This window comes from Burkholderia sp. S-53 (genome assembly GCF_025560745.1).
Taxonomy (GTDB): Bacteria; Pseudomonadota; Gammaproteobacteria; order Burkholderiales; family Burkholderiaceae; genus Burkholderia; species Burkholderia pyrrocinia.
On the sequence record NZ_CP090483.1, the window covers coordinates 401,385 to 420,097 of the forward strand.

At 68.3% G+C, this 18,713-nt stretch carries 18 protein-coding genes and 1 riboswitch; of the genes, 14 read left to right on the forward strand and 4 right to left on the reverse strand.

The genetic code is table 11. The features are described 5' to 3' along the window. The first annotated feature begins 41 nt into the window (after nucleotides 1-41). The 4 genes from LXM88_RS06890 (at nucleotide 42) to thpR (ending at nucleotide 4,999) form a co-directional block, all read left to right on the forward strand. Complete coding sequence (locus LXM88_RS06890) at nucleotides 42-1,508, forward strand: glutamate synthase subunit beta (RefSeq protein WP_262540448.1); 1,467 nt, start codon at nucleotides 42-44, stop codon at nucleotides 1,506-1,508. A gap of 331 nt (nucleotides 1,509-1,839) precedes the next feature. Next, nucleotides 1,840-2,649, forward strand: coding sequence for a phytanoyl-CoA dioxygenase family protein (locus LXM88_RS06895; RefSeq protein WP_262540449.1), 810 nt, complete (start codon nucleotides 1,840-1,842; stop codon nucleotides 2,647-2,649). Nucleotides 2,650-2,945: 296 nt separating this feature from the next. Beyond that, nucleotides 2,946-4,436 (forward strand): alanine/glycine:cation symporter family protein, encoded by a 1,491-nt coding sequence (locus tag LXM88_RS06900; RefSeq protein ID WP_262540450.1) that lies wholly within the window; start codon nucleotides 2,946-2,948, stop codon nucleotides 4,434-4,436. Next, nucleotides 4,433-4,999 (forward strand): RNA 2',3'-cyclic phosphodiesterase, encoded by a 567-nt coding sequence (thpR, locus tag LXM88_RS06905; RefSeq protein ID WP_262540452.1) that lies wholly within the window; start codon nucleotides 4,433-4,435, stop codon nucleotides 4,997-4,999. The genes LXM88_RS06900 and thpR overlap by 4 nt, the downstream gene beginning before the upstream one ends. A 72-nt stretch (nucleotides 5,000-5,071) precedes the next feature. On the opposite strand, the gene LXM88_RS06910 is transcribed toward thpR, so the two are convergent. The 4 genes from LXM88_RS06910 to LXM88_RS06925 all read right to left on the reverse strand — a co-directional run bounded on the left by LXM88_RS06910 (nucleotide 5,072) and on the right by LXM88_RS06925 (nucleotide 10,323). Further along, nucleotides 5,072-6,355: a D-amino acid dehydrogenase gene (locus tag LXM88_RS06910; protein ID WP_262540454.1), complete on the reverse strand. Its 1,284-nt coding sequence runs from the start codon at nucleotides 6,353-6,355 to the stop codon at nucleotides 5,072-5,074. A 25-nt stretch (nucleotides 6,356-6,380) separates the two neighbouring features. Beyond that, the gene (locus LXM88_RS06915) at nucleotides 6,381-7,643 is read right to left on the reverse strand and encodes an MFS transporter (protein ID WP_262540456.1); all 1,263 of its coding nucleotides are present in this window, start codon (nucleotides 7,641-7,643) and stop codon (nucleotides 6,381-6,383) included. A gap of 134 nt (nucleotides 7,644-7,777) precedes the next feature. Then, nucleotides 7,778-8,554, reverse strand: a complete 777-nt coding sequence (locus LXM88_RS06920) for an SDR family oxidoreductase (RefSeq protein ID WP_262540458.1) — start codon at nucleotides 8,552-8,554, stop codon at nucleotides 7,778-7,780. Further along, nucleotides 8,551-10,323, reverse strand: coding sequence for an ABC transporter ATP-binding protein/permease (locus tag LXM88_RS06925; protein ID WP_262540460.1), 1,773 nt, complete (start codon nucleotides 10,321-10,323; stop codon nucleotides 8,551-8,553). The genes LXM88_RS06920 and LXM88_RS06925 overlap by 4 nt, the downstream gene beginning before the upstream one ends. 269 nt (nucleotides 10,324-10,592) lie before the next feature. After that, nucleotides 10,593-10,715: riboswitch (TPP riboswitch) on the forward strand. A gap of 234 nt (nucleotides 10,716-10,949) precedes the next feature. Here LXM88_RS06925 and LXM88_RS06930 point away from each other — a divergent pair. The 10 genes from LXM88_RS06930 (at nucleotide 10,950) to LXM88_RS06975 (ending at nucleotide 18,557) form a co-directional block, all read left to right on the forward strand. Further along, nucleotides 10,950-12,086, forward strand: a complete 1,137-nt coding sequence (locus LXM88_RS06930) for an FAD-dependent oxidoreductase (protein WP_262540462.1) — start codon at nucleotides 10,950-10,952, stop codon at nucleotides 12,084-12,086. 32 nt (nucleotides 12,087-12,118) lie between these two features. Next, on the forward strand, nucleotides 12,119-12,316 hold the full coding sequence (thiS, locus tag LXM88_RS06935) for a sulfur carrier protein ThiS (protein ID WP_027783340.1): 198 nt from the start codon (nucleotides 12,119-12,121) through the stop codon (nucleotides 12,314-12,316). A 38-nt stretch (nucleotides 12,317-12,354) separates the two neighbouring features. Next, the gene (locus tag LXM88_RS06940) at nucleotides 12,355-13,170 is read left to right on the forward strand and encodes a thiazole synthase (RefSeq protein WP_262540469.1); all 816 of its coding nucleotides are present in this window, start codon (nucleotides 12,355-12,357) and stop codon (nucleotides 13,168-13,170) included. After that, complete coding sequence (thiE, locus tag LXM88_RS06945) at nucleotides 13,167-14,291, forward strand: thiamine phosphate synthase (protein ID WP_262540472.1); 1,125 nt, start codon at nucleotides 13,167-13,169, stop codon at nucleotides 14,289-14,291. The genes LXM88_RS06940 and thiE overlap by 4 nt, the downstream gene beginning before the upstream one ends. Before the next feature lie 84 nt (nucleotides 14,292-14,375). After that, a complete protein-coding gene (locus tag LXM88_RS06950) occupies nucleotides 14,376-15,197 on the forward strand; it encodes an ABC transporter ATP-binding protein (protein ID WP_006477138.1) in 822 nt (273 codons plus the stop codon). Next, nucleotides 15,194-15,961, forward strand: a complete 768-nt coding sequence (gene mlaE, locus LXM88_RS06955; protein ID WP_096472289.1) for a lipid asymmetry maintenance ABC transporter permease subunit MlaE — start codon at nucleotides 15,194-15,196, stop codon at nucleotides 15,959-15,961. The genes LXM88_RS06950 and mlaE overlap by 4 nt, the downstream gene beginning before the upstream one ends. A 24-nt stretch (nucleotides 15,962-15,985) precedes the next feature. After that, the gene (gene mlaD / locus LXM88_RS06960) at nucleotides 15,986-16,546 is read left to right on the forward strand and encodes an outer membrane lipid asymmetry maintenance protein MlaD (protein WP_262540484.1); all 561 of its coding nucleotides are present in this window, start codon (nucleotides 15,986-15,988) and stop codon (nucleotides 16,544-16,546) included. Between the two features lie 32 nt (nucleotides 16,547-16,578). Continuing rightward, nucleotides 16,579-17,544, forward strand: a complete 966-nt coding sequence (locus LXM88_RS06965) for an MlaA family lipoprotein (RefSeq protein WP_262542811.1) — start codon at nucleotides 16,579-16,581, stop codon at nucleotides 17,542-17,544. Between the two features lie 111 nt (nucleotides 17,545-17,655). Next, on the forward strand, nucleotides 17,656-18,285 hold the full coding sequence (locus tag LXM88_RS06970; protein WP_262540486.1) for an MlaC/ttg2D family ABC transporter substrate-binding protein: 630 nt from the start codon (nucleotides 17,656-17,658) through the stop codon (nucleotides 18,283-18,285). After that, nucleotides 18,282-18,557 carry an STAS domain-containing protein gene (locus LXM88_RS06975; protein ID WP_262540487.1) on the forward strand — a complete coding sequence of 92 codons (276 nt, stop codon included), beginning with the start codon at nucleotides 18,282-18,284 and terminating at the stop codon, nucleotides 18,555-18,557. Before LXM88_RS06970 ends, LXM88_RS06975 begins: the two co-directional genes overlap by 4 nt. The last annotated feature ends 156 nt before the right edge of the window (nucleotides 18,558-18,713 follow it).

The window sequence follows — 18,713 nt, forward strand, 5'->3', positions numbered from 1 at the left end:
CGCGGCTCCCCCACCCGATACACCGAACAGAAGAGCACCTTATGGGCAAGGCAACCGGTTTTCTGGAGTTCGAACGCCGCCACGAGGCGTACGAAGCACCGCTCACGCGCGTGAAGCACTACAAGGAATTCGTCGCGGCACTGACCGACGCGGACGCGAAGGTCCAGGGCGCGCGCTGTATGGATTGCGGCATCCCGTTCTGCAACAACGGCTGCCCGGTCAACAACATCATCCCGGACTTCAACGATCTCGTTTATCGCCAGGACTGGCAGCAGGCGATCGAAGTCCTGCACTCGACCAACAATTTCCCGGAATTCACGGGCCGCATCTGCCCGGCGCCGTGCGAGGCCGCGTGCACGCTCGGGATCAACGAAGATCCGGTCGGCATCAAGTCGATCGAGCACGCGATCATCGACAAGGCCTGGGCGGAAGGCTGGGTGAAGCCTGAGCCGGCCGCGCACAAGACGGGCAAGAAGGTCGCCGTCGTCGGTTCGGGCCCTGCAGGCCTCGCGGCCGCGCAGCAGCTCGCGCGCGCGGGCCACGACGTGACGGTGTTCGAGAAGAACGACCGGGTCGGCGGCCTGCTGCGTTACGGGATTCCCGACTTCAAGCTCGAGAAGTGGCTGATCGACCGCCGCATGCGCCAGATGGAAGCGGAAGGCGTGACGTTCCGCACCAGCGTGTTCATCGGCAAGGATCCGTTGCCCGAATCGATCGGCAGCCTCGCGAAGGAAACCATTTCGCCCGACACGCTGAAGGAAGAGTTCGACGCGGTCGTGATCGCCGGCGGTTCGGAAACGCCGCGCGACCTGCCGGTACCGGGCCGCGAGCTCGCGGGCGTGCATTTCGCGATGGACTTCCTGCCGCAGCAGAACCGCGTGAACGCGGGCGACAAGCTCGTCGACCAGCTGCTCGCGAAGGGCAAGCACGTGATCGTGATCGGCGGCGGCGATACGGGTTCGGACTGCGTCGGCACGTCGAACCGCCACGGCGCGAAGCAGGTCACGCAGTTCGAACTGCTGCCGCAGCCGCCGGAAGAGGAGAACAAGCCGCTCGTGTGGCCGTACTGGCCGATCAAGCTGCGCACGTCGTCGTCGCACGAGGAAGGTTGCGAGCGCGACTGGGCGGTCGCGACGAAGCGTCTCGAAGGCAAGAACGGCAAGGTCGAGAAGCTGATCGCGGTGCGCGTCGAATGGAAGGACGGCAAGATGCAGGAAGTGCCGGGCTCCGAGTTCGAGCTGAAGGCCGATCTCGTGCTGCTCGCGATGGGCTTCACGCAGCCGGCCGCGCCCGTGCTCGACGCGTTCGGCGTCGCGAAGGACGCGCGCGGCAATGCGCGCGCGGCGACCGAAGGCGATCGTTCGTACTACACGTCGGTCGACAAGGTGTTCGCGGCAGGCGACATGCGTCGCGGCCAGTCGCTGGTGGTGTGGGCGATCCGCGAAGGCCGCCAGTGCGCGCGCTCGGTCGATGCGTACCTGATGGGGCATTCGGAACTGCCGCGCTGAGCTGAACAGCGCAAGCGGGTTTCGATGAGAGCCGGGCGTCCGAAAGGGCGCCCGGTTTTTTTGTGGTGCGGCCGGCAGATTGCCGCTTAACATGTACGGGACAACGTGCAGGGCACCGGCCCGATCGACGGTCGATTCCTGCGTCAACCACGATCGCGTCCTGCACACCATGTTTCGAGAAAACGCCCCCGAAATCACCCGTCCGTGTTTTACGGCCGACGGCAAGCGCGTCCGGTTGGAGGAAGTCGTTGCGCTGCTGCTTTCACACGGGCGAGACCTTCACGTCGAAGACCACGCATTCGTCGCGCAGCAGCGGCAGATCGAAGTCGACATGCGCGTCGTTGACTCGATCGCGGCACGGATGGCGCTGGAAGGCTTCGCGCAGTTCACGCCGGCCGACGACGTGCGAAGCACCTTCCCGCTTGCCGCGATGCGCGACATGGTGACGAGCCTCGTGCAGGCCGGTTTTCCGCCGGTGTTCGCTTTCGTGTGCGACGAATTCTGGCTGACCTACTGGCGGCTGCAGAAGATCGTCGCGGCGGCGCTGGGTACCACGGCCTACATGCTGATGCCGGATTTCTGGGTATGGCACGTCAGCGCGAAGGCGGGGCAGGCCGGCTGGAGCATGCACCGCGATGCGGGAGCGAGATCGCTGCTGCCGGACGGGCGCGCCGGCGCGGTGTCGCTGTGGATGCCGTTGACGCCCGTCGATTCGTCCACCGGTTGCGTGATGCTGCTGCCGAAGCATCGCGATCCCGACCACGGAACGGATCGCGTGTCGCAGGCCGGATTCGACGTGCGGGATATCCGTGCGCTTCCCGGCGCCGCCGGCGATCTGATGATGTGGAGCCAGGCCCTGCTGCATTGGGGCAGCCGCGGCAGCGCGCTGTCGGAGACATCGCGCATCAGCATGTCGATCGGGGCGCAGGTCGACGCACTGGGCCAGTTGAATCCGCCGCTGCTGAAACCCGACGTGTTGCCCGCTGCCGGCCTTCGGCTTGAATTGATCGCCAAGCAGATCCTGCAATACGAGCAATTCGCGGCCATCGACCCGTCCTGGGCGCATTTTGGGCGAGTCCTGCTCGCCAGCGGATTGTCCGGGCTGGTCTTCGACATCCCTGCCGAATGGCGGCTTCGCTGACTGGAGGGGCGGTGGCGCAGGCGAAGGTTTGCGAGGCGCCGCCGGACAGCCGGTAAATTGCTTCGACACCATGCCGTACGTTCGGCAGCGCACGCTGCGTGCTTCACCGCCGGCCTCCGCTCCGTCACCCGCATTTTCGCGAAGTGTCGTCTAACCTGATGACATCCGGCTGCGATTTCTCGGCATTTCAATTTCTTTCGTTTTGTAATAATCCTTGAAAACTGTCATATCATGTCGCCCCTCGGGCCGCGTTCGCGATGGCTGCATGTGACTGACCCTATTTACAAGGACTCTGGATGGAAGCATTCGTGCATGGGCTGATCGACGCCGTCAACGGCGTGTTGTGGAACTACGTGCTGATCGCGCTGCTGCTCGGCGCCGGTGCGTGGTTCACGCTGCGGTTCCGGATGATCCAGTTGAAGGCGCTGTTCCTCAGCATGAAACTGGTCGGCAGCAAGGGCGAGCCGGGCAGCATTTCGTCGTTCCAGGCGTTCGCGACCGGGCTCGCGAGCCGGGTCGGCACCGGCAACATCGCCGGCGTCGCGGTCGCGCTGACGGTCGGCGGGCCGGGCGCGATCTTCTGGATGTGGATGACGGCGCTGGTCGGGATGTCGTCCGCGTTCGTCGAGGCGACGCTCGCGCAGATCTTCAAGGTGTCGCACCCGGACGGCAGCTATCGCGGCGGCCCCGCGTACTACATCCAGACCGGCCTGCGTTCGCGCGCCTTCGGCGTGCTGTTCTCGCTGTCGCTGATCCTCGCGTTCGGCTTCGTGTTCAACGCGGTGCAGGCCAACGCGATCGCGGATGCGTTCAATACGTCGTTTGGCTGGAGCCGCGAGACGGTCGGCCTCGGTCTCGTGCTGCTGAGCGCGCCGATCATCTTCGGCGGCATCCGCCGCATCGCGACGGTCGCGCAGGTGATCGTGCCGCTGATGGCGATCGGCTACCTCGCGCTCGCGGTCTATGCGGTCGCGACGCATATCGCATTGGTGCCGGACGTGATCGCGCTGATCGTGAAGAGCGCGTTCGGCCTCGAGCAGGCGGCGGGCGGCTTGACGGGCTATGCGGTCAGCCAGGCGATCGCGATCGGCGTGAAGCGCGGGCTGTTCTCGAACGAGGCAGGGATGGGCAGCGCGCCGAACGCGGCCGCGACCGCGAGCACGCGGCACCCCGTCACGCAGGGGCTGATCCAGATGCTCGGCGTGTTCGTCGACACGATCGTGATCTGCAGCGCGACCGCATTCGTGATCCTGCTGTCGGGCCAGTACGAGCTCGGCACCGGCATGGAAGGCGCGGCGCTCACGCAGCGCGCGATCTCGAGCCACGTCGGCGACTGGGGCGGGATCTACATGGCCGTCGCGATTTTCTTCCTTGCGTTCTCGTCGGTGATCGGCAACTACGCGTATGCGGAAGGCAACGTCGAATTCATCACGAAGCGGCGCGGCGTGCTGCCGCTGTTCCGCGTCGCGGTGCTCGGGATGGTGATGTTCGGCAGCGTCGGGCAATTGCCGCTCGTGTGGGCGATGGCCGATACGAGCATGGGGCTGATGGCGATCATCAACCTGATCGCGATCCTCGCGCTCGGCAAGTATGCGCACGCCGCGTGGGCCGATTATCGCCGCCAGCGCGCGGCAGGCATCGCCGATCCGGTGTTCACGCGCAACACGATCCCCGAGCTCGCGCGCGTGCTGCCGGCCGACGTGTGGGGCGAGCACGGCCCGCTGCCGCAGCGTCCCGCTTCGGCCGACGCGGCGAGCGCGCCGCGTGCCGCGGTGAGCGAGTCATGAACGGCGACCGGCTCCGTGCATTCGTCGCGCTGGTGCCCGATGCGGCTTCGCGCGACGCGCTGCACGCGTTGCCGGTTACCCGCGGTGCGCGGCGCACGCTGCCCGCGCACCTGCACATGACGCTCGCGTTCATCGGCGCGATCGAACGCGACCGTTGCGACGCGCTGGCCGCGCGCCTGCCCGCGCTCGCGGCCGCACATGCGCTGCCGCTGCTGCCGGTCGAGCGGATCGCGTGGTGGCCGAGCCTGCCGCGCGCGAGGCTGATCGTCGCGGAACTCGAGGCCGATCCCGCCTGCGTCGCGCTGAATTCGGGGCTGGCGGCGCTGCTGGGCGAGTTCGGTGTGCCGGTCGACCGGCGGCCGTTCAGGCCGCACGTGACGCTTGCGCGGCTGCCGCGCAATGCGGTCGGACAGCCTGCGCACGGCGGCGCGCCAGGGCGGCCGGTCGTGCTGCGCGTCGAAGCGTTGACGCTGTTCGAAAGCCGGCTGTCGCACGAGGGTGTGTCGCATCGGCCGATCGTATCGGCGCCGATCGCGTGGGCGGAAGGCCGGGCGGCGCGGTGAGCGGCGCTCGCGAGGCATGGCGATGGCCGCGCACTGCGAGTATTGCGCCAGCGGTGTCGCCCGGTGCCGAGCCTACCGGTCGTAGCGCGCGAGCGTCAGGCCCGACAGATCGATCTCCGGCTCGCGCCCGGTAACGAGATCGGCGACCACCTTTCCCGAACCCATCGACATTGCCCAGCCTGTCGAGCCGTGGCCGACGTTGAGCCAGAGCCCGTCGATCCCGCTCGCGCCGAGCAGCGGCGGCCCGTCGGGCGTCATCGGCCGGCGGCCGACCCAGAAGCGTGCCGACGCGCGATCGGCCGCGTGCGGGAACCAGTCGTCGAGCACCTTCATCAGCGTATCGAGCGCCTGCTGCCGCAGCGCCGCGTGCCGGTTGCCGAGTTCCGCGGTGCCCGCGACGCGCAGCGTCGGGCCGAAGCGCGTGATCGCCGTCTTCAGCGATTCGTCCATCAGCGCGGCGCGCGGCGCCTTTTCATCGTCGACGACCGCGAGCGTCGCCGAATAGCCTTTCACCGGATACAGCGGCACGTCGATGCCGTGCGGCCGCAGCAGGCCCGCACTGTCGACGCCGAGCGCGACGACGATCGCGTCGGCAGCGAGCGGGACCTCGCCACGTGCGGCGGCACCTTCTTCGACCGATTCGACCCGCACGCCGCGCACCTTGCCGCTGGCGACGTCGAGCGAGCGGATTTCGGTGCGAAAGCGGAACGCCACGCCGTTCGCTTCGCACAATGCACGCAGCTCACGCGTGAAGCGCGCGCAGTCGCCGGCTTCGTCGTCGGGCAGGTAGATGCCGCCAACGGGCGCCTGCCGTGCCCAGCGCAGGCCCGGCTCGATCGCCGTGCAGCCGGCCGCGTCGAGTTCGCGAAACGCGATGCCGGCGTCGCGCAGCACCTTCAGTGCGGGCTGCACCATCTCGACGTCGAATGTGCCGCGCAACAGTTGCAGGTAGCCGCGGCTCGCGCCGTAGTCGAACGGATAACGGTCGCGAAACGCATGCAGGCACGCGCGGCTGTAATACGCGATGCGCTGCATCCGCTGCTTGTTCACGCGGAACCGCTCGAACTCGCATTCGCGCAGCCAGCGCGCGATCCAGCGCCACTGCGCGGCGTCGAGCGTCGGCCGGAAGATCAGCGGCGACGCGGGCTTGAACAGGTACTTGAGGATCTTGCCGGGCATCCCCGGCGCGGCCCACGGCGTCACGTAGCCGGGCGCGATCACGCCCGCATTGCCGAGGCTCGTCGCCTGCGCGACATCGGCCTCGCGTTCGATCACGGTGACGTCGCAGCCTGCTTCGCGCAGGTGCCACGCGGTGGTGACGGCGATCACGCCGGCGCCGAGAACGATCACGTGCATGCGGTTTCCGGAACGAAGAAGGCGCTCACGACGCGACGGCCGGATCGTCGACGAGCGACTTGCCGCGCGTTTCCGGCAGCACGAGCGCGGCGACGATCACGAGCAGGTAGCCGCCGCCCGCGACGAGGCCGATCGCCTTCACGAGTGACATCGACTGCGACAGCGAGCCGACGAGGATCGGGAAGAACGAGCCGAGCCCGCGGCCGAGGTTGTAGCAGAAGCCCTGGCCCGAGCCGCGGATCGCGCCCGGATACAGCTCCGACAGATACGCGCCGACGCCCGCGAAGATCCCCTGCACGACGATGCCGAGCGGGAAGCCGAGCAGCAGCATCGCGGTATCGGTGATCGGCAGCATCGTGTAAGCCATGCCGAGCGAGAACGAGCCGATCGCGAACAGGATGAACGACGCGCGGCGGCCGAGCCGGTCGGACAGGATCGCGCCGACCACGTAACCGACGAACGAGCCGACGATCAGCACGACGAGATAACCGCTCGTGTTGAACACGGACAGGTGGCGGACGGTTTTCAGGTAGGTGGGCAGCCAGGTCGTGATCGCGTAGTAGCCGCCGAGCATTCCGGTGCACAGCGCGCTGCCGAACAGCGTCGCGCGCAGGTGCGGCGACGAGAAGATCTCGAGGAAGTGGCCCGATATGCGGCCTTCGTCGCGCGCGCGGCGCGTGGCCGTATAGATGTCGGGATCGCTGACGTTGCGGCGGATGTACAGGATCCACAGCGCGGGCACGATGCCGATCCAGAAGCACGTGCGCCACGCGACCTGCTCGGGCAGCAGCGCGAAGAACGCCCAGTACAGGATCGCGGCCGCAGCCCAGCCGAACGACCAGCTGCTTTGCACGGTGCCGACGGCCTTCGCGCGATGCTCGGGCGAGCGGATCGTCTCGGCCATCATGATCGTCACGACCGACCATTCGCCGCCGAAACCGAAGCCCTGCAGCGTGCGCGTCGCGAGCAACTGCCAGAACGAATGCGTGAAACCGGACAGGCACGTGAACAGTGCGAACGTCGCGATCGTCCACTGCAGCACGCGCACGCGGCCGTAGCGGTCGGCGAGGATGCCGGCGACCCAGCCGCCGACTGCCGACGAGATCAGCGAACTCGTCGCGATCATCCCGGCCTCGCTCTTCGTCATCCCCCACGTGGCGATCAGCGTCGGGATCAGGAACGAGTAGATCATGAAGTCGAACGCATCGACCGCGTAGCCGCCGAATCCGGCGTACAGCGTCTTGCGCTCGCGCGACGACAATTCGTTGAACCACTGGAATGCCTGCATGCTTGCCGCCCCCTGTTGTCTCGTATCGCGCTGCCGCGTGGCGGTTATTTTACGGTCGCGATGCGGCCGGCCAAAAAGGCCGATGCAGGTTCGTGCGGGAAGGCGCGTATGCGGGAAGGAGGGGCGACGCCGCGTCAGAGCGTCAGGCCGCCGTCGACATGGATGACCTGGCCGGTGATCTGCCGCGCTGCGTCCGACAACAGGAAGGCGATCAGTGCGGCGACGTCGTCGGGTTCGGCGATCCGGCCTAGCGGTGTCGCCTGTTCGGCCTGCGCCCATGCGGCGGTATTGCCGGCGCTCGGCCCGTGGTCCTTGCGCGTGAAGCCCGGCGCGACCGCGTTGACGGTGATGCCGCGCGCGGCGAATTCGACGGCCGCGGTGCGCACCAGCGATTCGAGCGCGGCTTTCGCGGCGGCGGTGGCCGCGAACGGTGCGTCGGCGCGGTAGCGGTGCGCGACGAACGAACTGACCGCGACGATCCGCGGCGCGGCCGACGCTTCGAGCAGCGGCCGCGCGCGGCCCGCGAGCGCCGAGAACGCGCAGGGCATCGCCGCGAAGGCGGACGCGAGCGCATCCGCGGAAAGATCGGAAAAGGCCTGCCGCACGGCGAAGCCCGCATTCGCGACGAGCTGGTCGAGCCCGCCGAAGCACGCGGCGGTTGCATCGACGAGCGTGGCTGCGACGCCCGGCTCGGCGAGATCGCCGGTGAGCGTGACGCACTCCGCGCCGGCCGCCGTGCAGGCGTGCTCGACGTCGGCGAGCCGGGCCCGCGCCGCGTCGTCGGCGCCGCGCGCGTGCAGCGCCAGCGCGATGCCGGGTGCCGCGAGCCGCCGCGCGAGCGCCGCGCCGATCCCCGAGCCTGCGCCGGTGATCAGCGCGATTCGCGCAATGTGCGCGGCGCGTGCGTTCACGCGGCGACCTTGTCGCTGTCGTATACGCGCTCGACGTGGATCGTGCCGACATGGAACGCGGCCAGCGACTCGCGGTGCGCGATGCTGACGATCGCGGCCTTCGGCAGCCGTTCGGCGAACAGGTGGTACAGGCGTGCCTCGTTGTCGGCGTCCAGCGCGCTGGTTGCTTCGTCGAGGAACAGGAAGTCGGGCTTGTGCAGCAGCACGCGTGCGCCGGCAAGACGCTGCTGCTCGCCCGGCGACAGCACGCGCGTCCAGTGCGCGGTTTCGTCGAGGCGCTCGACGTAATCCTCGAGGCGGCATGCGCGCAGCGCGTCGCGGCATGCGTCGTCGCTGAACGTGTCGGGCGTCGCCGGATAGGTGAGCGCGGCTTTCAACGAGCCGATCGGCAGATAGCTCGTCTGCGGCACGAACATCATCCGCGCGCCGACCGGCGCGTCGATCGCGCCGTCGCCGAACGGCCACAGCCCTGCGAGCGCACGCATGAACGTGCTCTTGCCGGAACCCGACTTGCCGATCACGAGCCAGCGCGAACCGGGCTCGATCGTCACGCTGCCGATGTTCGCGAGCGCATTGCCGTTCGGCAGCGCGAGCTTGAGCGACGACGTCGACAGTTTCGCCGCATCGACATAGTGCAGGTTGATGCCGCCGTGCTCGGTCGCGGGCGACAGGCTTTCCTTCAGGTGCGACGTGCCCATCACGCGCTTGAATTCGCGCAGACGGTTGACGGTGGCGCGCCATTCGACGAGGGTCGAGTAGCTGTTGATGAACCACGAGAACGAATCGCTGACGGTGCCGAACGCGGACGAGATCTGCATCAGCACGCCGAACGAGAACGCGCCCGCGAAATAGCGCGGCGCGGCGACGACGAGCGGGAAGATGATCGCGATCTGCCCGTAGAAGCTCAGCACGAACGTGAGGCGCTTCGTGTACTTCATCACGCGCCACCAGTTGTCGCGGATGCGCATGAACAGCGTTTGCGCGTTGCCGGTCTCGGTTTTCTCGCCGTCGTAGAACGCGATCTGCTCGGCGTTCTCGCGCACGCGGATCAGCCCGAAGCGGAAGTCGGCCTCGACGCGCTGCTGCTGGTAGTTGATCGACACGAGCGGATGGCCGACCTTCTGGATGATCAGCGAGCCGATCACCGCGTACAGCGCAGCCGCCCACACCATGTAGCCGGGAATCGAGATCGGCGTGGCGCCGAGCGTGAACGTCAGCGCACCGGCGAGCGACCACAGGATCGTGATGAACGACACGAGCGTGACGACCGTCGACAGCAGGTCGAGCGACAGCGCGAGCGTCGTGGTCGCGAACGACTGGAGGTCGTCGGTGATCCGCTGGTCGGGGTTGTCCGCGAGGCGGTCACGCTCGATCCGGTAGAACGCGCGATCGCCGAGCCACTGGCCGAGAAAACGGTCGGTGAGCCACTGGCGCCAGCGGAAGCCGAGCATCTGCCGCAGGTAGCGGCCGTACACGGCGAGGATGATGAAGCCGAACGCGAGCGCGGAGAACTGCATCAGCAGGTTCGGGAAGTCGTGGACGTCCTTCGACTGCAGCGCGTTGTAGAACTCGGCGTTCCACTTGTTCAGCCGGACGTTGATCCAGACCACGCAGAGGTTGATCGCGATGATCGTGACCAGCAGGCCCCACGCGAATTTCCATTCGGACGACACCCAGTAGGGCTTGATGAGGCTCCATGCGGATACCGGGCGCTCGTCCTGCGGCGCATCGGAGGCGGCGGAGCGGACGGGATCGATCGATTGGGTCATGTGCTTCCTGATGAGTAGCCGGCGCGCGGGCCGGGCGAAGCCGGGCGCGCGCCGCGATACGGCATGCCGGGGCGCGGCGCCGACTGACGGCGGGCGTCCGGATGGTCGCCCGCGCGTCTTAAACGGCACTTAAGGGCCGGCGGTGACGCGGCAACCGGCCGCTCGTGCGGCCGGCCTGCGGGCATTGTGCCAGAGCGGCGCAGCGCAACGGCGAATTTGCCGCAAGGGGACAGTTTGCGGCGCTTTCCGCTTTTATGGTCTAATGGCCGACGACGAAACAGGGGTGCTTCGTGCGCGGCCGGCAGATGTTCCAGGCGGCGCGGCGAGGCTGAGAAAGACCCTTCGCACCCGATCCGGGTAATACCGGCGAGGGAAGTTTCTGATCCCGCCGGGCCGCGCTGGCTGCCATCCCACATGGTCAGCGCCCGAGTCCCGCCCGGCCGGCCTTTGCTGCCGGTTTCGTCCTTTTGGGTACGCGCATTGCGCGTTACGGAAGGAATGATGACCGCACAATCTTCAGTCTTTTGCATGGCTCCCGGCCCGATGTCGCGTGCGTTCGCACGGGACGGCGGGTGCACGTCGACGTTCGTCGTGCGCGCCCGCGCGGTTCGCGAGGAGGGTGCGCGATGAACGTTCAGGATTCACGGCCCGATTTCGCAGTGCTCGGCGGCGGCCTCGTCGGCCGCCTGATCGCATGGCGGCTCGCGGGCGACGGGCACCGCGTCGCGCTCTACGAGCGCGGCGGCCCGGACGGCGAGCAGTCGGCCGCGTGGATCGCGGCCGCGATGCTCGCGCCGCTCGCGGAAGCGGCGAGCGCGGAGCTGCTGATCACCGAGCTCGGCGCAGCTTCCCTCGCGCGCTGGCCGCAATGGCTCGCGGAACTGCCCGAACCCGTGTTCTTCCAGCATCACGGCACGCTCGTCGTCTGGCATCACGCGGACCGCGCGGAGGCGCCGCTGTTCGAGCGGCGGGTGCGCGCGAACGCACCGGCGGACCTGTTCGACGGCGGCTTCGTCACGCTCGCCGGCGCGCAGGTCGATGCGGCCGAGCCCGCGCTCGCGGGCCGCTTCGCGCGCGGCCTGCTGCTGCCGCGCGAAGGCCAGCTCGACAACCGCCAGGCGCTGCGCGCGCTCGCAGCGGGCCTTGCCGAACGCGGCGTCGACCTGCACTGGCACGTCACGATCGACGATGCGAACCTGCCCGACGCACATTTCACGATCGATTGCCGCGGACTCGGCGCGAAAGCGGTGCTGCCCGCGCTGCGCGGCATCCGCGGCGAAGTCGCGCGCGTGCATGCGCCCGGCATCGGGCTGACCCGGCCCGTGCGGCTGCTGCATCCGCGCTATCCGCTGTACATCGCGCCGAAGCAGGACGATCTCTACGTGATCGGCGCGACCGAGGTGGAGGGCGAGGACATGTCGCCCGTCAGCGTGCGCTCCGCGCTCGAACTGCTGAGCGCGGCGTTCTCCGTGCATCCGGCGTTCGGCGAGGCGCGCATCCTCGAACTCAATGCGCATTGCCGGCCGACGCTGCCCGATCATCGCCCGGCGGTGATCTGGGACGGCGCGTCGACGCTCGCCGTCAACGGCCTGTACCGGCACGGCTTCATGATCGCGCCGGAAATCGCGCACGCGGCGGTCGCGTGCGCCGAAGCCGCGCTCGGCGGCGCGTTCGGCGATGCCGACGCGTTCGCCGCGTGGCGCGACGCCGCGCGCTGGCCGACGCTCCTTCATCACCGCAACGACGCGCGCCAGCCGGCCTGACGCGCGCTGCCGACCGAATCCGACGAAGCCTCATGGATATCCAGATCAACCAACAGACCCTGACGCTGCCCGACGGCGCGACGGTGGCCGACGCGCTCGCCGCGTACGGCGCGCGTCCGCCGTACGCGGTCGCGCTGAACGGCAACTTCGTCGCGCGCACGCAGCATGCGGCGCGCGCACTCGCGGCGGGCGACAAGCTCGACGTCGTGCACCCCGTCGCGGGCGGCTGAGCGCCGCCGGTTCGTCCCCGCTCTTCCAGGAAAACGACATGACGTCCCTCACATCCGCCGACGCGCTGACGCTGTACGGCGTAACCTTCGCAAGCCGCGTGCTGCTCGGCACGTCGCGCTATCCGTCGCTGCAGTCGCTGTCCGATTCGATCGCCGCGTCGCGGCCGGGGATGGTGACGGTCGCGCTGCGCCGCCAGATGACGGGCGGTACGGCCGAAGCCGGCTTCTTCGACCTGCTCAAGCGCCACGCGGTGCCGCTCTTGCCGAACACGGCCGGCTGCCAGACCGTCGCCGAGGCCGTGACGACCGCGCACATGGCGCGCGAGGTATTCGGCACCGACTGGATCAAGCTCGAGCTGATCGGCGACGACTACACGCTGCAGCCCGACCCGGTCGGGCTGATCGAGGCCGCCGCGCAGCTGGTCAAGGATGGTTTCAAGGTGCTGCCGTACTGCACCGAGGATCTCGTGATCGGCCGGCGCCTGCTCGACGTCGGCTGCGAGGCGCTGATGCCGTGGGGCGCGCCGATCGGCACGGGCAAGGGCGTCGTGAACCCGTACGGCTTGCGCGTGCTGCGCGAGCGGCTGCCCGACGTGCCGCTGATCGTCGACGCGGGGCTCGGCGTGCCGTCGCACGCGTGCCAGGTGATGGAATGGGGCTTCGACGGCGTGCTGCTGAACACGGCCGTGTCGCAGGCCACGCACCCCGAGATCATGGCGCGCGCGTTTGCGCAGGGTGTCGAGGCCGGCCGCGCCGCGTATCTCGCCGGGCCGATGGACGCGCGCGAGACCGCGCACGCGAGCACGCCGGTCGTCGGGATGCCGTTCTGGCACCAGGACGGGGGCGGCGCATGAGCGCGCGCTTCGCCGATACATTCTGGCCGCCGGCCGACGAACTGGCCGAAGCGGCCGAACGGATCCGCGCACGGCTCGGCGACTGGCCGGGCGCGGCGACGCCGTGGCGGCTCTGCATGGCGGCACCCGACGCGCCGGCCCACGGCGACGTGCTGATCGTGTCGACCGGCGACCGCACCGCGCAGGCGCGCGCATCGGCCGCATCGCGGCCGGCGTCGCCGGACGCGGTCGCGATCGAATTCGACGAGCAGGGCGCGGTGCTGCATGCGGCGGGCGCGCGCTACGCGCTCGACGCCGCGCATCCGCTCGCGGACGACTGGATCGCGGCGCTTGCCGCATTTCTCGATTGCGGTTTCGCGCCGGTCGACGCGCTGGTGCTCGCGCTGGCGTGGCGCGACGGCGACGAAACGCGCGCGACCGACGCGTGGCCGGTCGACGCCGCGCGGTTCCCGCGTGTCGCCGGGCTGCCGGCCGCGCCCGAGCCTGCGTTCGCGCGATGCCCCGCGCAGCTCGGCCTCTATCCGGTCGTACCGGACGCCGAATGGGTCGAGCGCGTGCTCGATTGCGGCGCGCGGACCGTGCAACTGCGCGTGAAAGGCGCGACGCCGGACGCATTGCGCCGGGAAATCGCCCGTGCGGTCGCGGCCGGGCGTCGTTATCCCGATGCGCGCGTGTTCATCAACGATCACTGGCAGATCGCTGCAGATGAGGGTGCGTACGGCGTTCATCTGGGCCAGGAAGACCTCGAGACTGCCGATCTGGCCGCGATCGCGCGCGCGGGCCTGCGGCTCGGACTGTCGAGCCACGGTTATTACGAAATGTTGCGGGCGCTGCACGAGCGCCCGAGCTATCTCGCGCTCGGCCCCGTGTACGCGACCGCGACCAAGGCCGTCGCCGCACCGCCGCAGGGCCTTGCGCGGATCGCCCGCTACGCGCGCTTCGCGGGCGCGCGGGTGCCGCTCGTCGCGATCGGCGGGGTGGGGCTCGACGCGCTGCCGGACGTGCTGGCGACGGGCGTCGGCAGCGTCGCGGTGGTCAGTGCGGTCACGGGCGCAGCCGACTATCGGACTGCGCTTATTGCGCTGCAGCAATGTTTTGCCGGACAATTTGACAATCATTGACCGCAGGGCCCGGAACGGCGTCACGACATCATTCCAATGCAGGCCCTATAATTCGGCGTTCTGCGTATAAGGACTGCCAGCTCCGTGAGCCCCACTCCTACCGAGACCCTGCTGGAACTTCGCGACGTCGACTTTGGCTACGGCGACCGCCTCGTCCTGTCCAACCTGAACCTGCGCTTCGGGCGCGGGCAGGTCGTCGCGGTCATGGGCGGCTCGGGTTGCGGCAAGACGACCGTGCTGCGCCTGATCGGCGGCCTCGTGCGTGCGCGCCGCGGCCAGGTGCTGTTCGACGGCGCCGATGTCGGCGCGCAAACGCGCGACGGCCTGTATGCGCTGCGCCGCAAGATGGGCATGCTGTTCCAGTTCGGCGCGCTGTTCACCGACATGTCGGTGTTCGAGAACGTCGCGTTCGCGCTGCGCGAGCACACCGACCTGCCCGAAGACCTGATCCGCGACCTCGTGCTGATGAAGCTCAACGCGGTCGGCCTGCGCGGCGCGCGCGACCTGATGCCGTCCGAGGTGTCGGGCGGGATGGCGCGCCGCATCGCACTGGCGCGCGCGATCGCGCTCGATCCGCAACTCATCATGTACGACGAGCCGTTCGCGGGCCTCGATCCGATCTCGCTGGGCATCACCGCGAACCTGATCCGCACGCTGAACCAGGCGCTCGGCGCGACGTCGATCCTCGTCACGCACGACGTGCCGGAATCGTTCGCGATCGCCGACTACGTGTATTTTCTGGCCAACGGCGGCGTGCTCGCGCAGGGCACGCCCGACGAGCTGCGTGCGTCGACCGACCCGAGCGTGCGGCAGTTCATCGACGGTGCGCCGGACGGCCCGTTCAAATTTCATTACACGAGCCCGCCGCTTGCCGCGGATTTCGGGCTCGGCGGAGGGCGCGCATGATCAGCGCGATCGGACGTTACGTCATCGGCGGCCTCGAGCGCACGGGCTACGGCACGCGCCTGTTCGTGCGCCTCGTGCTGGAATTCTTCCCGCTGCTGCGCCGGCCGCGGCTTGTCACGAAACAGATCCACTTCCTCGGCAACTATTCGTTCGTGATCATTGCCGTGTCGGGGCTGTTCGTCGGCTTCGTGCTCGGCCTGCAGGGCTATTACACGCTGAACCGCTACGGGTCCGAGCAGGCGCTCGGCCTGCTGGTCGCGCTGTCGCTCGTGCGCGAGCTCGGGCCCGTCGTCACCGCGCTGCTGTTCGCAGGCCGCGCGGGCACGTCGCTCACGGCCGAGATCGGCCTGATGAAGGCCGGCGAGCAGCTCACCGCGCTCGAGATGATGGCGGTCGACCCGATCAAGACGGTGATCGCGCCGCGCATGTGGGCGGGCATCATCGCGATGCCGCTGCTGGCCGCGATCTTCAGCGCGGTCGGCGTGCTCGGCGGCTATATCGTCGGCGTCATACTGATCGGCGTCGATCCGGGCGCGTTCTGGTCGCAGATGCAGGGCGGGGTCCAGGTCTGGGCCGACGTCGGCAACGGCGTACTGAAGAGCATCGTGTTCGGGTTCGCCGTGACCTTCATTGCGCTGTACCAGGGGTATGAAGCGAAGCCCACGCCCGAAGGCGTGTCGCGCGCGACCACCAAGACGGTCGTGTTCGCGTCGCTCGCCGTACTCGGCCTCGATTTCCTGCTGACCGCGCTGATGTTCAGCTAAGCCTCAGCCAAGCCAAATTTTGGGATGAAGATGAAAAAGACTGCTCTCGACTTCTGGGTCGGCCTGTTCGTGGTGGTGGGCTTCCTTGCGGTGCTGTTCCTGGCGCTGAAGGTCGGCAACATGAGCTCGCTGTCGTTTCAGCCGACCTATGCGGTGAAGATGAAATTCGACAATATCGGCGGGCTGAAGCCGCGCGCGGCCGTGAAGAGCGCCGGCGTCGTGGTCGGCCGCGTGAAGACGATCGGCTTCGACTCGAACACCTACCAGGCGCTCGTGACGATCGATGTCGACGGCCAGTATCAGTTCCCGAAGGATTCGTCGGCGAAGATCCTGACGTCGGGCCTGCTCGGCGAGCAATATATCGGCCTGGATCCGGGCGGCGACACCGAAATGCTGAAGGCAGGCGATACGATCACGATGACGCAGTCGGCGATCGTGCTCGAGAACCTGATCGGCCAGTTCCTGTACAGCAAGGCCGCCGATGCGGGCGGTGCAAAGCCGGCATCCGGCGCGCCGGCCGCGCCCGCACCGGTGGCGGTGCCGGCGTCCGCCGTGGCCGCCGCGTCCGGTTCGGCTGCCCAATAAACCACACGAGAGAATACAAGAGGGTAATGACCATGCAGACGATCCGCATCAGGCACGCCGCGCTCGCGGTGGCGGCAGTCGCCGCGTTGAGCGGTTGCGCGACCGTGCAGACGCCCACCAAGGGCGATCCGCTCGAAGGCTTCAACCGGACGATGTACAAGTTCAACGATACGGTCGACACGTATGCGCTGAAGCCGGTCGCGCAGGGTTACCAGAAGGTCGTGCCGCAGCCGGTGCGCGACAGCGTGACGAATTTCTTCTCGAACATCGGCGACGTCTACGTCGCGGCGAACAACCTCGTGCAGTTGCGGATCGCGGACGGCGTCGGCGACATCATGCGCGTCGTGATCAACACGGTGTTCGGCGTCGGCGGCCTGTTCGACGTCGCGACGATCGCGAAGCTGCCGAAACACACGGCCGACTTCGGCGTCACGATGGGCCGCTACGGCGTGCCGGCGGGCCCGTATCTCGTGCTGCCGCTGCTCGGCCCGAGCACGGTGCGCGACACGGCCGGCCTCGGTGTCGACTACGTCGGCAACCCGCTGACCTATGTGAAGCCGGACGGCCTGAGCTGGGGCCTGTTCGGCGTGAATCTCGTCAACACGCGCTCGAACCTGCTTGGCGCGGGCGACGTGCTGGATGCCGCGGCGCTCGACAAGTATTCGTTCGTGCGCAACGCATACCTGCAGCGCCGCCAGATGCTGATCGACAACGCGCGCGGCGAGGCCGGCTCGACGGCGAGCAGCGACGCGCTGCCGAAGTACGACCTGCCGGACGACGGCGCGGCACCGGCGGCAGCGGGCGCGACGGGTGCGACGGGTGCGACGGGTGCGACGGGCGCGGCAGCACCGGCGGGCGCATCGGGCGCGGCAGTTGCTGCGCCGGCGTCGGGCACGGCCGTTTCGCCGAACCCGGCCAGCGAAACGAATGTGCCGCCGATGCAGGTGGCGCCGCCGTCGCCGGGCGGGTTCCGCTTCCCGAGCATCCGGCTGCACTGACGGATTTACATTCGTTACAGCCGGAAACGATTCAGTCGGTAGCGCACGCGAACTTGCGCGTAAGCTACCGTCTCCAACCTTCGCATCGACTCATTCATGCAGGCCACTATGATGAAAAAACTGTTCCTGATCCCCGTTTTCGCGGCGCTGTTCTCGTTCGGCAGCGTAGCTCACGCGCAAGTCGACCAGTCGAACCCGCAGGCGCTGATCAAGACGGCGACGCAGCAGGTGCTCGACGAAGTCAAGGCGCAGACGATCAAGCAGGGCGACACCAACCGCATCATCACGATCGTCAACAAGGACATCCTGCCGTACACCGATTTCCGCCGCACCACGCAGCTCGCGATGGGCCGCAACTGGCGCACGGCGACGGCCGAGCAGCAGCAGCAGGTTCAGGAGCAGTTCAAGCTGCTGCTGATCCGCACGTATTCGGGTGCGCTCGCGCAGCTGAAGCCGGACCAGCAGATCCAGTACCCGCCGTTCCGCGCGGATCCGGCCGATACCGATGTCGTGGTCAAGACGGTCGCGATGAACAACGGCCAGCCGGTCCAGATCGATTACCGCCTGTACAAGTCGGCGAGCGGCTGGAAGGTGTACGACCTGAACGTGCTTGGCGCGTGGCTGATCCAGACGTACCAGCAGCAGTTCAACGAGAAGATCCAGCAAAGCGGCGTGGACGGCCTGATCCAGTTCCTGACGCAGCGCAACCAGCAACTTGCCGCCGGCAAGCAAGCGTCGTGAGCGGCTTCGAAGCCGGCTCCTCGCTGACCGTCGCGAGCGCGAAGTCCGCGCTCGCGGACGGTCTTGCGCGCGTCGACGCGGGTGCGACCGCCGTCGATTGCGCGGCGCTGACGCAGTTCGACTCGTCCGCGCTCGCCGTGCTGCTCGCATGGCAACGTGCCGCCAAATCGCGCGGCGCGACCCTCGACATCCTCAATCTCCCCCCGAAGCTCGCCAGCCTCGCGCGCGCCTATGGCGTCGACGCGCTCATCGACGGCCCCGAGCGACATTGACCCTGCCCTACCGGAGCCTGCCGCGCCAGCCGGCGCGCGCAAGCTTCAGGCCGCGCGCCTTCTGCGCCGGCTCCACCAGCCGGTTTGCCCTATAATCAAGCGTTTTGCGGGGCAGCCAATCGGCGTCCGGCCCCCATTTTCTTTCGCAGCAAGCAC

What these genes read in the sequence shown, in the direction of transcription:
- thiS (WP_027783340.1), top strand. Translation starts at nt 12,119, where the DNA reads ATGGATATCCAGATCAACCAACAGACCCTGACGCTGCCCGACGGCGCG.
- LXM88_RS06895 (WP_262540449.1), top strand. Translation starts at nt 1,840, where the DNA reads ATGCGCGTCGTTGACTCGATCGCGGCACGGATGGCGCTGGAAGGCTTC.
- LXM88_RS06910 (WP_262540454.1), bottom strand. Translation starts at nt 6,355, where the DNA reads ATGCACGTGATCGTTCTCGGCGCCGGCGTGATCGCCGTCACCACCGCG.
- thpR (WP_262540452.1), top strand. Translation starts at nt 4,433, where the DNA reads ATGAACGGCGACCGGCTCCGTGCATTCGTCGCGCTGGTGCCCGATGCG.
- LXM88_RS06970 (WP_262540486.1), top strand. Translation starts at nt 17,656, where the DNA reads ATGAAAAAACTGTTCCTGATCCCCGTTTTCGCGGCGCTGTTCTCGTTC.
- LXM88_RS06940 (WP_262540469.1), top strand. Translation starts at nt 12,355, where the DNA reads ATGACGTCCCTCACATCCGCCGACGCGCTGACGCTGTACGGCGTAACC.
- LXM88_RS06925 (WP_262540460.1), bottom strand. Translation starts at nt 10,323, where the DNA reads ATGACCCAATCGATCGATCCCGTCCGCTCCGCCGCCTCCGATGCGCCG.
- mlaE (WP_096472289.1), top strand. Translation starts at nt 15,194, where the DNA reads ATGATCAGCGCGATCGGACGTTACGTCATCGGCGGCCTCGAGCGCACG.
- LXM88_RS06890 (WP_262540448.1), top strand. Translation starts at nt 42, where the DNA reads ATGGGCAAGGCAACCGGTTTTCTGGAGTTCGAACGCCGCCACGAGGCG.
- LXM88_RS06900 (WP_262540450.1), top strand. Translation starts at nt 2,946, where the DNA reads ATGGAAGCATTCGTGCATGGGCTGATCGACGCCGTCAACGGCGTGTTG.
- mlaD (WP_262540484.1), top strand. Translation starts at nt 15,986, where the DNA reads ATGAAGATGAAAAAGACTGCTCTCGACTTCTGGGTCGGCCTGTTCGTG.
- LXM88_RS06930 (WP_262540462.1), top strand. Translation starts at nt 10,950, where the DNA reads ATGAACGTTCAGGATTCACGGCCCGATTTCGCAGTGCTCGGCGGCGGC.
- thiE (WP_262540472.1), top strand. Translation starts at nt 13,167, where the DNA reads ATGAGCGCGCGCTTCGCCGATACATTCTGGCCGCCGGCCGACGAACTG.
- LXM88_RS06965 (WP_262542811.1), top strand. Translation starts at nt 16,579, where the DNA reads ATGCAGACGATCCGCATCAGGCACGCCGCGCTCGCGGTGGCGGCAGTC.
- LXM88_RS06915 (WP_262540456.1), bottom strand. Translation starts at nt 7,643, where the DNA reads ATGCAGGCATTCCAGTGGTTCAACGAATTGTCGTCGCGCGAGCGCAAG.